The 14,115-nt window shown below is 62.3% G+C and carries 11 protein-coding genes; 8 read left to right on the top strand and 3 right to left on the bottom strand.

Annotated elements, in window-relative coordinates; all coding sequences use genetic code 11:
- The first annotated feature begins 61 nt into the window (after window positions 1-61).
- The 4 genes from WD012_RS00625 (at window position 62) to WD012_RS00610 (ending at window position 3,879) form a co-directional block, all read left to right on the top strand.
- Entirely contained in the window at window positions 62-1,045 is a 984-nt protein-coding gene (locus WD012_RS00625; protein ID WP_339561885.1) for an ABC transporter permease, read from the top strand.
- 71 nt (window positions 1,046-1,116) lie between these two features.
- Window positions 1,117-2,091 (top strand): ABC transporter permease, encoded by a 975-nt coding sequence (locus WD012_RS00620; RefSeq protein WP_339562088.1) that lies wholly within the window; start codon window positions 1,117-1,119, stop codon window positions 2,089-2,091.
- A 20-nt stretch (window positions 2,092-2,111) separates the two neighbouring features.
- A complete protein-coding gene (locus WD012_RS00615) occupies window positions 2,112-3,017 on the top strand; it encodes an ABC transporter ATP-binding protein (protein WP_339562087.1) in 906 nt (301 codons plus the stop codon).
- Between the two features lie 55 nt (window positions 3,018-3,072).
- A complete protein-coding gene (locus WD012_RS00610; protein ID WP_339562086.1) occupies window positions 3,073-3,879 on the top strand; it encodes an ABC transporter ATP-binding protein in 807 nt (268 codons plus the stop codon).
- Window positions 3,880-3,894: 15 nt separating this feature from the next.
- Here WD012_RS00610 and WD012_RS00605 read toward each other — a convergent pair whose 3' ends face one another.
- From WD012_RS00605 to WD012_RS00595, 3 genes are all read right to left on the bottom strand, one after another.
- On the bottom strand, window positions 3,895-4,932 hold the full coding sequence (locus WD012_RS00605; protein WP_339561884.1) for a D-2-hydroxyacid dehydrogenase family protein: 1,038 nt from the start codon (window positions 4,930-4,932) through the stop codon (window positions 3,895-3,897).
- A 1,474-nt stretch (window positions 4,933-6,406) separates the two neighbouring features.
- Window positions 6,407-6,718 (bottom strand): hypothetical protein, encoded by a 312-nt coding sequence (locus WD012_RS00600; protein WP_339561883.1) that lies wholly within the window; start codon window positions 6,716-6,718, stop codon window positions 6,407-6,409.
- Window positions 6,703-8,043: a hypothetical protein gene (locus tag WD012_RS00595; protein ID WP_339561882.1), complete on the bottom strand. Its 1,341-nt coding sequence runs from the start codon at window positions 8,041-8,043 to the stop codon at window positions 6,703-6,705. Before WD012_RS00595 ends, WD012_RS00600 begins: the two co-directional genes overlap by 16 nt.
- Before the next feature lie 565 nt (window positions 8,044-8,608).
- On the opposite strand from WD012_RS00595, the gene WD012_RS00590 reads away from it, so the two are divergent.
- From WD012_RS00590 to WD012_RS00575, 4 genes are all read left to right on the top strand, one after another.
- Entirely contained in the window at window positions 8,609-9,619 is a 1,011-nt protein-coding gene (locus tag WD012_RS00590; RefSeq protein ID WP_339561881.1) for a cystathionine beta-synthase, read from the top strand.
- A 99-nt stretch (window positions 9,620-9,718) separates the two neighbouring features.
- Complete coding sequence (locus WD012_RS00585) at window positions 9,719-10,909, top strand: cystathionine gamma-synthase (RefSeq protein ID WP_339561880.1); 1,191 nt, start codon at window positions 9,719-9,721, stop codon at window positions 10,907-10,909.
- A 435-nt stretch (window positions 10,910-11,344) separates the two neighbouring features.
- Window positions 11,345-13,402: a RecQ family ATP-dependent DNA helicase gene (locus tag WD012_RS00580; protein WP_422614326.1), complete on the top strand. Its 2,058-nt coding sequence runs from the start codon at window positions 11,345-11,347 to the stop codon at window positions 13,400-13,402.
- A 44-nt stretch (window positions 13,403-13,446) separates the two neighbouring features.
- A complete protein-coding gene (locus WD012_RS00575) occupies window positions 13,447-14,106 on the top strand; it encodes a ferritin (RefSeq protein WP_339561878.1) in 660 nt (219 codons plus the stop codon).
- The last annotated feature ends 9 nt before the right edge of the window (window positions 14,107-14,115 follow it).

The raw sequence follows: 14,115 nt of genomic DNA, 5'->3' as shown, positions 1-14,115 counted from the left end.
AGCGGCGCAACGGTGTAACGACGATACGCGGCAAGGGGCACAGACAAGGAGCATCAAGGCAATGAGGTATCTGATCCGGCGGCTCGCACTGTTCGTGGCGGCCCTGCTCGGCCTGTCGCTGCTGGTGTTCGCCGCATTGCGGATACTGCCGGGCGATGTGGCGTCCGTCATGGCGGGCACGAACGCCACACCTGCGCGCGTGGCCGCGTTGCGCTCGCAGATGGGGTTGGACCGCCCGTACCCGCAGCAATATGCGGATTGGCTGTGGGGTCTGCTCCATGGCGATATGGGTGTGTCTGCGATCAGCGGTCGCACCGTCGCTTCGCAGGTCGGGTCGCACGCCTCGATCACCATGCCGCTTATCGTGTTGAGCCTGATTGTCGCCCTCGGCGTAGGCGTTCCGCTCGGCTGCCAGGCGGTGCTTGCCGCGAATCCACATCTTCGCGCGGTATTGCATGGCCTTGCCATTGTGGGTGGTGCCGTACCGGCGCTGTGGGGAGGTCTGCTGCTCATCATGCTGTTCGGTCGCGGGGTCGGGCTTGTTGGCATCCTGCCATCGCAAGGATTCCCGGATGCCGGCTGGCGGGCTCCGGGGTCGGCGCTCGCTTCGCTGATCTTGCCTGCCGTGGCGACCGGGCTGGTGGCAGGGGCCGGAATCATGCGGTATACGCGCGCATGCCTCATTGCGATGGAAGACCATGACGCCGTGGCGATGGCCATGGCGTGCGGCATGACCCGCAGGCAGGCGATGCTCGGCGTGGGGTTGCGGCTGTCCGCCGCCCAGCTGGTGTCGGTGGCCGGGCTGACCTTCGCGCAGATGACCACCGGTGTCATGGTTGTTGAAAGCCTGTTCAACCTGCCGGGATTGGGTGCGATGCTCATCAACGATGTCGGCAATCGAGATCTGGTCGCCGTGCAAAGCGAACTGTTCCTGCTCGCCGCGTTCTTCCTGCTGCTCGGCTTGCTGGTCGACCTGTTGCACCACGTGCTTGACCCGCGGCTGGGAGAACAGGGTCGTGCCTCGAGAGCAAAGGGGGATGCATGATGCAACAGACGCATCGTCGCGAACATCCTGGGGAAATCGGCCGCCCGGCCGTGAGCGCAAATTCCGCGCCCATGGCTCACGGCAGGTCACGCACGTCCGGCGGCGCCGGTTTCTACGGCAGGCCGCCGTTGCAGGCCAGGATCGGTGCTGTTGCGCACAGCATGTGGAGGTCGCCGGGCGGGCGGTTCGCGTTGGTCGTCATGGCATTGTGGCTGGCTGTGTCCGTGGTCTCTCTCGTGTGGACGCCGTACCCGCTGCTGCACACCGATGGCGGCAATGCGTGGGCGTCGCCGTCTGTGGCCCATCCGCTCGGCACGGACGGTGTGGGCGCGGACGTGCTCAGCTGGCTGATGGCGGGATCTCGCACAGATCTGGCGATTGCGCTGCTGACCGTGCTGGTCTCCGCGGCGATCGGGCTTGCGCTGACCGCCGCAATGGTGTCGACCCGGCGGATGCTCGCCTCGGCCAGCGTGGTCATTGTGGACGCGCTCATCGCGATTCCTACGGTGTTGCTCGCCCTGCTGTTCGCCGTTCCCTTCGGCGCGTCCATCGCGGTGGTCGTCGCCGCTTGTGGCATCACCTACGGGCTGAATATGGCGCGTATCCTCAGGCCTACGGCGGCCCTGGCGGCCCGCAGCGCCTACGTGGAGGCGGCCAGGGCGTCCGGTGTGGGCGCTTGGCGTGTGTTCGTGAGGCATATCGTGCCCTCGACCTTCCCGGTGCTTGCCGTGCAATTGTCCATGAGCGCGGGAACATCGATCCTTGCCGAAGCGGGGTTGACCTATCTGGGGGTCGGCGTGCCGTCGGGCGTGCCGAGTTGGGGCCATTCGCTGACTACGTCGGTGCGGCTGATCAGCGTGTATCCGCTCACGGTGCTGTGGCCGGGCCTAGTGGTCACGCTGGTGGTGACGGCGTTGTATCTGCTCGGCGACGCGATTCGCGATTGTGCGGATCCTTTGGCGAATCCTGAGCTGCGCCGGGTGGCGGATGGTCGCGTGCCGGAACGTGTGGTGCCTATCAGCGCAGACGAGGAGGTGCAATCGTGAGCAGTGCGGGCGTGAACCATATGCATGCGGGCGATGTCGTCAACGCCGTTGGTACCGTTGATGCCGTGCGGCCGAATGTCCTCGATGTCAGCGATCTGAGTGTACGTATCGGCGGCAATACCGTCGTGGACCGGGTGTCCTTGCATGTGACGCCCGGGGAACGTGTTGGGCTGATCGGCGCATCCGGGTCAGGAAAATCCATGCTCGTCAAGGCTATCACCGGTCTGGTGCCACACACCGCGCGTGTGGACGGCAGCGTGACCATAGGCGGCAAGCGGGTCGACACCATGGATGATGTGGCGCTTGCCGATATCCGTGGCCGGTACGTGGGGCTGGTCTTCCAGAATCCCGGTGCGGCGCTCAATCCCGTGCTCACCGTCGAACAGCAGGTCTGCCTGCCATTGCGGCTGCACTATGATCTGGATGCTGATGAACGGCACGGCCGGGCGATGGCCATGCTGGAACGGGTCGGATTGCCGGGTTCCCTCGCCGGAGCCTACCCGCATGAACTTTCCGGCGGCCAGCAGCAGCGTGTCGGCATCGCGACGGCGCTGATCACCTCGCCGCGGCTGATTATCGCGGATGAGCCGACCACCGCGCTCGATGCCATCGTGCAGCGTTCGATTATCGACCTGCTCGTCTCGCTGGTGGAATCCGCCGGCGCATCCATGCTGTTCATCACCCATGATTTCGCGGTATTATCCCGTGCGACCACGCGGTGCGTTGTCATCGACGGCGGGCGTGTGGTCGAGACGGGCAGGACTGAAGATCTGCTGCGTAATCCCGGGGAACCGGCGACGCGGAGGCTGGTGAACGCCGCGAAGCTGCTGACACTGGACGCGGATGCTGGTGTAAGCGCGGGTGTAAGCGCGGATATGGACGGCACCGCGCGTATGGATGCGAATCGGGAGCGTCACCATGGGTGAGAAAAGCAGGAACACCGTACCGGCAGAAGCCATCGTTCCCGACAGGCGCGATGCCGTGTCAGACAAGAGGGAGCCGCTGCTGTCCGTGCGGGGAATCGACAAGTCCTTCGGCTCCCGTTCACGGCGGACCCAAGTGCTGTTCAACGTGGATATGGATGTCGCCGAAGGGGAGTGCCTGGCGGTGATCGGCGGGTCGGGGTCCGGCAAAACCACGCTGACCCGGATCGCATTCGGCTTGGAACAGGCCGATTCAGGGACGGTCACGTATCGAGGCGAAATCTTGAGCGGAGTACGTTCGCCGGGCATGCTGCGGCTGAGAAGCGAATCGGGCTTGGTGTTCCAGAATCCGTTCACGTCACTCGACCCGCGCTGGACGGCCGGGGAATCGATTGCGGAACCGCTTGCCGCGAGACGATCCGCGCGTGCCTCGAACCGCGGGGGGCGTGCGGTATCGGACGATATCGCCGATGCGGTCCGCCGGGCGTTGTCTGTGGTCGGGCTCGACCCGGACGGGTTCATCGGGCGGTACCCGGCCGATATGTCCGGCGGGCAGGCGCAGCGGGTCGCCATCGCGCGGGCCATCGTGGCCGAGCCGAGCATCGTGCTTGCCGATGAGCCGATGAGCGCGGTCGACGTCTCAGGGCGTGTCCAGATTCTGGACGCATTGGCGGAAATCCGGAGGAAACGTCCTCGGACCGCGATGGTCATCGTGTCCCACGACTTGGGAGTCGTGCAACATATTGCCGACCGGATTGTCGTGCTGCATGACGGGCGGATCGAGGAGACCGGCGCCACCGGCAACCTGCTCGCGCATCCGCAATCCGCCTATACCAAACAACTCATCGCCGCCGCCGCGTGGTGACACGGCGGATAGCCGCTATTTGACGACTGCGTTGAACTCGTCGCCGGTCGCGAACGCGGCGACCGACTGGAACACCTGGCGCGTCAGGTTACGGTACGCCTCCTCGTTGCGCCAGGCGACATGCGGGGTCACAATGATGCCCGGCACCCGGCGCAGCGGGTCGTCTTGGGGAAGCGGTTCATGCTCGAACACGTCCAGCGCGGCCTTCACATCACCGCGGGCAAGCCGCTTGGCAAGCGCACCCTGCTCGATCACCTCGGCGCGCGCGGTATTGATGAACAGCGTGCCCGGCTTGATATGTTCCAGCGATTGCGCGGTGACGATGCCCTTCGTCGCGGCGAGCAGCGGCATGTGCAGGGAAATGATGTCGGATTGTTCGAACATCTCACCCATATCGTCGACAGGCGTGACCCCGAGCCGCGTGACCGCGCCCTGGTCAAGATGCGAGTTCCATACGAGCACGTTCATGCCGAAGCCTTGGACCATGCGCGCGAACACCTGTCCGATACCGCCGAATCCCACCAATCCGACCGTCTTGCCGTGCAGGGCGTAACCGTCGGCGCCCTCCCAGCTGCCGGCATGCACCTGACGGTTGAGATCGCCCACATGCCGGGCGAGTTCCATGAGCAGCGCGAACGCGTGCTCGGCGACCGCATGATCGCCGTAGCGCACGACATTGCACACGCGCACACCTCGATCGCGTGCCGCCTGCAAGTTGATGTAGCTGGCGACGCCCGTGCCGCCGAACGCGAAGCAGCGCACATGGGCGCCTTCGGTAAGGCGGTTGAAGATCGAATCGGTGACATGGAAGCCGATGACCATTACGGCGTCGGCGTCCTTGCAGCGTTCGACAATCGTGTCTTCGTCGAGCGTGAAATCGCCGTACATGCGCAGACGGACCGCGTCGTGCAGCAGGCTGATGTTCTCCTTGAAGTACGGAATCATGGAGGCGACGACCACCGGCATGACTGCCAGCGGCAGGTCGGTGCGCTCGGGCTGGGTTTCAATGATCGGCTGGATGCCGGTCGTAGCTGATGGTGATGTTTCGCTCATGCTTCCACCTTAGGCGCATGCGTGCCGGCAGTGTTGCGAGCGCATTTCGATGCGGCGGCGTTGTGCCGGCAGTGTTGGTGCCGGTGGTGTTGGTGGTGGTGATGTTGGATTGCGGTGTCGGGAGTGTTGGTTGTGGGTTGGGTCGCGCGGTGTCGGGAGTGTTGGGAGTGTCGGGGTTGGTGGCCGGTGGTGCGGCATTGGTGTTGGTGTTCAGATGCGGTGACTTCCCCTCGCCCCGTACCTGGTTGTGAGTAGCGACTCACAACCAATGAGTCGTTCGCGCGGCAATGTGCATCGACCGCCCCGCACTGTAGTTGATTGTGAGTCGTCGCTCACAATCAGGTATGGCAATCGGTCGTTGCAGGTGCTGCTGGTGATCCGATAGCACTTCGTTGTGAGTGGCGACTCACAATCAGTGGGGCAATCCCACTGCTGCACCTGTGGTCCGTGCGGCATTACGCAGCGATTGTGAGTGGCGACTCACAATCAACGTGAGGGTTGGTCATTGCGGGTGCGGCTGGTAAGTCAACGTCCGTTGGCTGTGAGTGGCCGTTCACAATCGATGAGTCGGCAATGCGGCTGGGGCGGATACAGCGTGGCTGCACGCATTGATTGTGAGTCTGTACTCACAATCGGCAGACGACTTGGGTGGCGGCGTTCGGGGTTTCCGACGTTCAACCATTGGTTGTGAGTGGCGACTCACAACCAAGAGCGGGAGTGGGCATTGCAGGTATGGTTGGGCGGTTGTGACTGCTGGTTGTGAGTGACGACTCACAATTGGTTGGTGGTTTGGGTAAGTCCGGCATGATTGTCACGACTGGAGTCCTTTGTTGTGAGTGGCGACTCACAATCAACGATCTGGTTGCTTGGAAGTGTGCGTCGATCGTCCTGTGTTGGACTAGTTGTGAGTGGTCGCTCACAACCAACAGGGCAGTGAGCCGTTGCGGGGGTGGCTCGTGAGCTGATGTCTCTTCGTTGTGAGTGACGGCTCACAATCAAGGGGAGAGTGCGATGTTCCGAGGCCAATCCGCAGACGTTGATGCTTCGTTGTGAGTGGCGACTCACAATCAACGTGGTGATTGCCTGTTGCGGGGGTGGCTGGTGCATGAAAGTTATTTGATTGTGAGTGGTGACTCACAATCGGAAGATGGGTTGGGCATGCATGGTCTGGATAGTCTGACCGAGTGGGTTCGTTGTGAGTGGCGGCTCACAATCAAAGAAATGAGACAGAGGTGCGAGCTGATGATGCTGTCTGTTGTTGGTTGACTGTGCTTACTGCCTGTTGTCTATCGCATGTCGCCTGATGGTCCTGATAGATGAGCACAGAAGTGCCGCCCCTCGCTTTGCGGCAGTTCATATGGGACTGGTCCGCGTGCAAGTCGGAGTAAAAACTGTGGAGTGCTACCCAGCTTGTCGGATTCCTAAGGGCCGGTTCGCGCGCAGATCGCAGTAAAACCCGCGGCGGCAGATGCGCTCAGCGCGTGAACACTGCCTGAAGCCACGCGTACAACGCCGGATTCGAGACGTTCCAGGCTTCGAGCCGACCGGTCGTCATGAGCCAAAGCGCTTGGAGCATGAGCCCAAGCACCAAGACGATCACAATCGTGATAGTCAGCCAGCGATACCCCTTGTCGCGGCTTGCCGACTCCATCGGGGCCAGCAGACACATGGTACCGATCAGCGCCAGCCAAGCCATATCACACATATACCGCGCGTTGACGCCGAACGGGCCGTCGATGCACGCGAGGACGCCGGCGAGCAACAGACAGGTTATCCCAATGCGCACGATCTTGCGGCCCCTGAGATTCGCGAAACATGTGGCGTTTCTGGCACCCTAGACGTCCCCGTTACCACGGCGTCGTTCACCCGCTTGCGTGAGACGAGCGAGACAACGAACCAGATGACCGCCGGTATCGCGAGCAGGCAGATCGGGGACAGCGCAACGATGCCGCCTACGGTCGGCTCCGCGATGACGTTCCTGTTGCGGATGAGAAATGCCCACGGGTTCGTTCCGTCCGTTGCGAAGACATTCGCTGTGAACGGGAAGCTGCGGGTGAATCTCATCGGTGCGAACAATAGCAAGGAGGCGCTGAACAATCGAGCTTGCGGGCTGACGTGGCGTTGCGTCATATCGAAGCCAGTCAGATTATAGTTAGCGCCGAAATTGAACGGATTGCCAAATCGGGCGGCGTTGTACCACATCATCACGCCCCCGATGACCAGGAACGGCGCGATTGCCGCAAGGCTGGCTTGAACCGCGTGTCGTGACCGAACGGCCAGCATCTCTCGTGACCTGATTTGCGGCCACAGCAGGATGAGCCCGAAGACCGCCGTCAGAATAAACGTCGGTCTGCACGTGATGGTCAGCGCGACAAGTAACGACCCCGCAGCGACCATCCCGGTATGGGGAGCGGCTCCGATATCGTCTGCCGACCGCGCCCACAGCGCGATTCCCGCTGGCGCAAGCGCGAGCGAGGCGAGAATCGGAATCGAATAGAACCATGGGACGAGAACCAGATAGGACAGTCCCGATGCCGCGACGATTGCGGTGCATGCCAGCACGGCGAACCATCGTGGTGTTCCCTTCCAGAATCGTTTCCACAGGGTTTGCACCAGGAAGACCAGCGACGCGCACGCGGCGATGGCGAGGATCGCGCACGCGGCTGCGGTTGACAGGTCCGTGCCGGTCAACGCCTTGAACGGGGCGAACAGCACGATTGCCGGGAGCGGCCCGAAATAGCAGTAATAGCGTCCGTGGTAGAACGCCCAATCCCACAGCGACGGGTCACCGCTGGCTGCTCCCAGGGCGCCTCTGGCCTGCGGGTCATACGGGTTGTCCATGGCGGCGAGCCAGTCGGGCACATGGACGTCAAGCCATGTCCTGCCGTTGAGGAACGCGTCGGCAAGCCGCTGGTATTGCGCCCGGTCCACGAGGAACGTCCCGCCCGAATATTGCAGCGTGTATGTACTGTCGCTCGGATGGGTCGATACGGTGAGCAGTACGATGACGACTGACGCCACGACCCACACAATCGCGAACGGCAGCCAATCCGGGCGAAGAATGCGGGGAACGCGGTGTCGGGTGCGCGACCGGGCGGATTCTGCGCTCATTGTTGCTGTCGTGGCTGATGCAGGCGTTTGGGCCTGATGCTTGTCGGTGATGGTGCTGTGCATGGCTCCACTGTATCGCGGGCGGTCATGATTGCCGGGCTGTGTCGCTGGCAGGGGGCGCGCGGCGAGAGGACAGGCGGGCTGTCTTACGATATGAGACGGGGTGACACGCCGTTGTCATGGGGCGTGCTAACGTAAGAGCCATGACGTATTTCTCATGTTGTTGTTGTCGCTAACCGACGCCCCTTGGCGAGCGGTTGACAACGCACAACTTGAGATAGGATTCCGGCGGACCACATGGAAGGGCATGTGGATCTGCACACGATTGCAGCAAGACGAATAACCATCATGAACATCGTCAACGCTGGATTGTGACGCAATCACGATGAACCGGCGATTCGCCGGGCAATCACCCGAACCGATGCGGTCGGAACAACCGACATCACATCTCGCCGGAACCGTTTCTTGTGCACTCAACCGATGGCCAGGCGCCACACCACCGACCCATCCATCGGCCAGCCCATCAAAAGCAAGACACAAAGCCCAAGCACAGAAACGAGACATCATGACCATCCACGATTCACTCACCGACCTCATCGGCAACACCCCTCTCGTCCGTCTGCACCACGTCACCGATGGCGTGAAAGCGGATATCGTCGTCAAGGTCGAATACTTCAACCCGGGCGGCTCGTCCAAGGACCGCATCGCCGAACGCATCATCACCGCGGCGGAGGAATCCGGCCAGCTCAAGCCGGGTGGCGTAATCGTGGAACCGACCAGCGGTAACACGGGTGTCGGCCTCGCTTTGGTGGCTCAGCAGCGCGGCTATCGCACGATTTTCGTCGTACCGGACAAGGTGTCCGAGTCCAAGCGCGCGGTGTTGCGTGCGTACGGCGCCGAAGTCGTCGTCACTCCGACCAACGTCGAGCCGGACGACCCGCGCTCCTACTACAACGTGTCCGACCGGCTTGCTGCCACCATCCCCGGCGCGTTCAAGCCGAACCAGTACAGCAACCCGAACGGTCCGCGCAGCCACTATGAGACCACCGGCCCGGAAATCTGGGAGGCGACCGACCATAAGGTCACGCATTTCGTCGCCGGCATCGGCACGGGCGGTACGATTTCCGGCACCGGCCGCTACCTTAAGGAAGTCTCCAACGGGGCCGTCAAGGTCATTGGCGCCGATCCGGAAGGCTCCATCTACTCCAACCCGAATGACGTCCACCAGTACAACATCGAGGGCGTCGGCGAGGACTTCTACCCCGAGGCCTTCGATCGCAACATCACCGACGACATCAAGCAGGTCACCGACGCCGAGGCCTTCGAGATGACCCGCCGCCTGGCCAAGGAGGAAGGCCTGCTGGTCGGCGGCTCCTCCGGCATGGCGGTCGCCGGGGCAATCAAATACGCGCGTGAGAACAATCTGGACGAGCATCAGCTGGTCGTCGTGCTGCTGCCGGATTCCGGCCGCAGCTATCTGGAGAAGATTTTCAACGACGACTGGATGCGAGCCAACGGCTACGGCGACGTCGTCGACCGTACCAGCAGCCCGTCCATCGCCGAACAATACCTGTGACCTTCCATCAACCTGTCATCACATAAACCGATACCGACACGCGGGACAAACCCCGCACAACCATCTAGGCTCATAACCACAACCGAAAGGAACCGCATCATGTCCGTCGCATCATTCGAACAGTCCGCCAAGGATTTCGCCGCAACCAAGCTCGCCACGCGAGCCATCCACGCCGGCCAGGAGCCTGACCCGATCACCGGCGCCGTCGTCACGCCAATCTACATGACCTCGACCTTCAAGCAGGACGGCGTCGGCGGTCTGCGCAACGGCTACGATTACAGCCGTTCCATCAACCCGACGCGTGATTCCTTCGACGCCCAGCTCGCAGCCATCGAAGGCGCCAAGTATGCGCTCGCCTTCTCGTCTGGTCTTGCCGCGATCGACGTGCTGCTGCGCTCCACCTTGAAGCCCGGCGACAGCGTCCTGCTCGGCAACGACGTGTACGGCGGCACTTACCGCCTGCTGTCCAAGGTGTTCGTGCCGTGGGGCGTGAACCTTGACGTGGTCGACATCACCGACACCGCGGCGGTGAGCGCGGCCCTCGAATCCAAGCATTACGAGTGGATCTGGGTGGAGACGCCGAGCAACCCGCTGCTCAACATCACCGATATCGCGGCGACAACCGCGGTCGCGCATGCGCACGGCACGAAGGTCGCGGTGGACAACACCTTCGCATCCCCGGTGCTGCAGCATCCGCTTGATGATGGCGCCGACGTGGTGGTCTACTCGACGACCAAATATATCGGCGGCCATTCCGACGTGGTCGGCGGCGCGGTCGTGCTCAACGACGAGGAGCTTCACGACAAGGTCGCATTCCTGCAGAATTCCGCTGGCGCTGTGCCTTCCCCGTTTGATTCCTGGCTTGACATCCGCGGCCTGAAGACGCTGGATTTGCGCGTCAAGCAGCATAGCCGCAACGCGCTCAAGGTGGCCGAGTGGTTCGAAGGCAAGCCGCAGATTGAACGTGTGTGGTATCCGGGTCTCGAATCGCATCCGGGTCATGAAATCGCCGCACGCCAGATGCACGGCGGCTTCGGCGGCATGGTTTCCGTCCAGTTCAAGGGCGGGCTTGAGGCGGCCAAGCGGTTCGCCGCGGCAACGAAGATCTTTACGCTCGCCGAATCACTTGGCGGCGTGGAATCCCTGATTGAGCTGCCGGCGGCCATGACCCACGCCTCGGTGTCCGGGACGACGCTTGAGGTTCCGGCGAACCTCGTGCGTCTGTCCGTGGGCATTGAGGATGCGGATGATTTGATTACTGACCTCGATCAGGCGCTTGATCAAGCCTGATTGCGCTGGGGGAGGGTTGCACGACGCCAACGTGTGGCGTCAGGAGAAGCTGACCGGCGGCGATGATTGATGCCGGATGGGGGAGACGCAAGCGGTGGGCGTCCGGATGATACCAGTATCGTTCGGACGCCCACCGTTGTTGTATCGGTGCGGGGAGTACAAGTGACGGGTGAACGCACCCGAGCGGGAGGTACCGGGGTGGCGCGCGATCATCTCTCGCATCACACGCCGATACCACCGGAATGCTGACATTATTCCGTGCTATCGGCTTGCCGTGTGGCGTCCCGGTCGCATCGCCGGCAGATACCGCGGACCATCCCAGGCCGGCACCGTCCAATCGGCTTGGCGTGCGACCGTTTCGTCACAGGACAGGCGGAAAGCTCGCCTGTTCCGTGACGCACGGTAGACTCGGAGACTATGACGGCAGGCAATTCGATGAAGGGTACGGCAACTCATCCGCATGACGACACGGGGGATGGGATTGCGCCGCCGGCACCGGCACTTGCCGCACTGAAACATTATTTCGGCTACGATTCGTTCCGCCCCGGCCAATCCGGACTCGTCACCGCAATCCTTCAACGCCGTGACGTACTCGGAGTCATGCCCACCGGCGCGGGAAAATCCATCTGCTACCAGATCCCCGCCACCCTGCTGCCGGGCCTGACCATCGTCATCTCCCCATTGATTTCCCTGATGCGCGACCAAGTGGATGCGCTCCAAGACGCGGGCATTCCCGCGGCGTACGTGAACACCACGCAAAGCCCTGACGAGCAGGACGCCGTGCTTACCCAAGCTGCCCAAGGCAAGATTCGCATGCTGTATGTTGCCCCGGAACGTTTGGAAACCGGGCGATTCCGCGATTTTGCCGTACACGCGCGCATCTCGCTGGTCACGGTGGACGAGGCGCATTGCGTTTCGCAGTGGGGGCAGGATTTCCGCTCCTCGTATCTGGGTATCGGCGAGTTCATTGACGCGCTTCCGGTTAGGCCGATTGTCGCAGCGTTCACCGCGACCGCGACAGGCAAAGTGCGTCGCGACATCGTTTCGCTGATTCACCTGCGCAACCCGCTGGTCACCGTCACTGGATTCGACCGTCCAAACCTCTATTTCGACGTCATCCGGATGGAAACCAAACGCAAAACCGCATGGATTGCGCAATACGTGGCGACGCACCCCGGAGAATCCGGCATCGTGTACTGTGCCACTCGCAAGGAGACCGAAGCGGTGGCAGCCGCGCTCAACCATGCGGTTCCAAGCCTCATGGCGGCATCCGGAACACATGGCGACGCGGAGGCCCCAGCAGGCTTGTCGGACGGCCCGATTGCCGCTGCCTACCATGGTGGCATGACGCCGGAAGACCGGTCGCGCACTCAGCGGGATTTCGTCACCGACCGCGTGCTGGTCGTCGTGGCCACGAACGCGTTCGGTATGGGCATCGACAAATCTGACGTGCGTTATGTGATTCACCACAATATGCCCGAAAGCATCGAAGCATACTATCAGGAGGCCGGTCGCGCCGGGCGTGACGGCGAACCCAGCCGGTGCACGCTCCTGTGGAATGACAGCGATATCGTCACCCGCCGGCGTCTGCTTGACTTGAACGGCGACAACGAGCGCCTCGACCCTGAGGAGCAGCAGATCGTCCGCGCCTCGAAACGTCGCCTGTTGGATGGGATGATTGGCTACTGCCGCACCACGCACTGCCTGCATGACTATATGGTCAGGTATTTCGCCGACCCCGAAACCGAGCAGGGGCCGGCAAACTTGATTGCGTCCAACGGTCCGGCTCAGCCGGAGGACCCGACCGCAAAATGCGGGAACTGCTCGAACTGCGAAGGCGATTTCGAGACGCTCGATGTTACGGACACCGCGCGGGCGATCAGCCGGTGCGTCCACGATTTGGGGCAGAGCTACGGCATGGGCAAGATCGTGGCGGTCCTGCGCGGTTCCAAAGCCCAGGATTTGCTCAATCGAGGCCTCGATAAGGTGCCGAGCTACGGCGTGCTGAGCAGTGTCCCCGAAGCGCGGATCCGCGATGTGCTCAACCAGATGAGCGTTGACGGTTTCCTCGCGATCACCGAAGGCCGGCTGCCCATCGTCCAATTCGGGCCGCTCGCAGCGCAGACGGTCGCCCCTGATTTTCATTACGAAATCAAGCGTATCCAACGGCAAAAGAGTGGGCGTTCGCGTGCCGCGGGCGCGACTGGCAGCGCGCTCGGCCAGGGCACTACGGCCATGCAAGCGCAGGATGCCGCGGAATTCACCGAGGCGGACGAACAGCTGTTCCAACGGTTGCGCGCCTTGCGCCGCAGCATCGCGCAGGAAATCGGCAAGCCGCCGTATATCGTGTTCTCCGACCGTTCGTTGCGTGACATGGTCCGGCTCAAACCTTCCAATGATCAGGAATTCCTTGAAGTCAGCGGGGTGGGGGAGAACAAGTTGCGCCAGTATGGTGCGAAGTTCATGGAAGCCATCACGCGAGATCGGTCGTGACACGCCGGCGAGCCTCTCACACCCTGCGGCTCGGCGGCGATAGTATGGACCGTGTCGTCATCGAAGACGATAACGACGGCGAAGACGACACCGGTACCGGCGGGTGCCGCGGGATTGACCGTTGCGTCGCCTGCACGTACGCACGACCGGGGCCCAACGCACGCCCGAAAAGCAAGGAGGCTGACATGATGGACCGTCATCTCAGGGAACTGCTCAACGACCAGTTCAACAAGGAGCTCTATTCCGCCTATCTGTATATGGATTTCGCGGATTATTATCACAATCGTGGCCTGCACGGCTTCGGCAACTGGTACGACGTACAAGTGCAGGAGGAACGCGACCATGCGATGCTTATGCGCGCATGGATGCTCAAGCGCGGCGAAACCATTGAGCTGCTGCCGATTGCAAAACCCGACAAAACCATTACGGGCGATGCCGATCCGTTGCATTTCGCGCTCGCTCATGAACAGTATGTCACCGGGCTGATCCATACGCTGCACGATGCCGCAGAGGCGGCAGGGGATGCTGACAGCGCGAAGTTCCTCGACTGGTTCGTCAAGGAGCAGGTCGAGGAAGAGGAGAACGCGACCTCGATGATCGAGCGGTACGACAAGGCTGCCGCCGACGGGACGCTCGAAGCGCTGGACACCGAGCTGAAAGGCCGTCGTTGGAAGGCCCCGTCGCTGCACGTGGACATCTTCTGACCGGTTTGA

Source organism: Bifidobacterium thermophilum, assembly GCF_037482445.1.
Classification (GTDB): Bacteria; Actinomycetota; Actinomycetes; order Actinomycetales; family Bifidobacteriaceae; genus Bifidobacterium; species Bifidobacterium thermophilum_B.
Note: the sequence above shows the minus strand (reverse complement) of the source record. Positions and strands in the feature narration are given on the sequence as shown.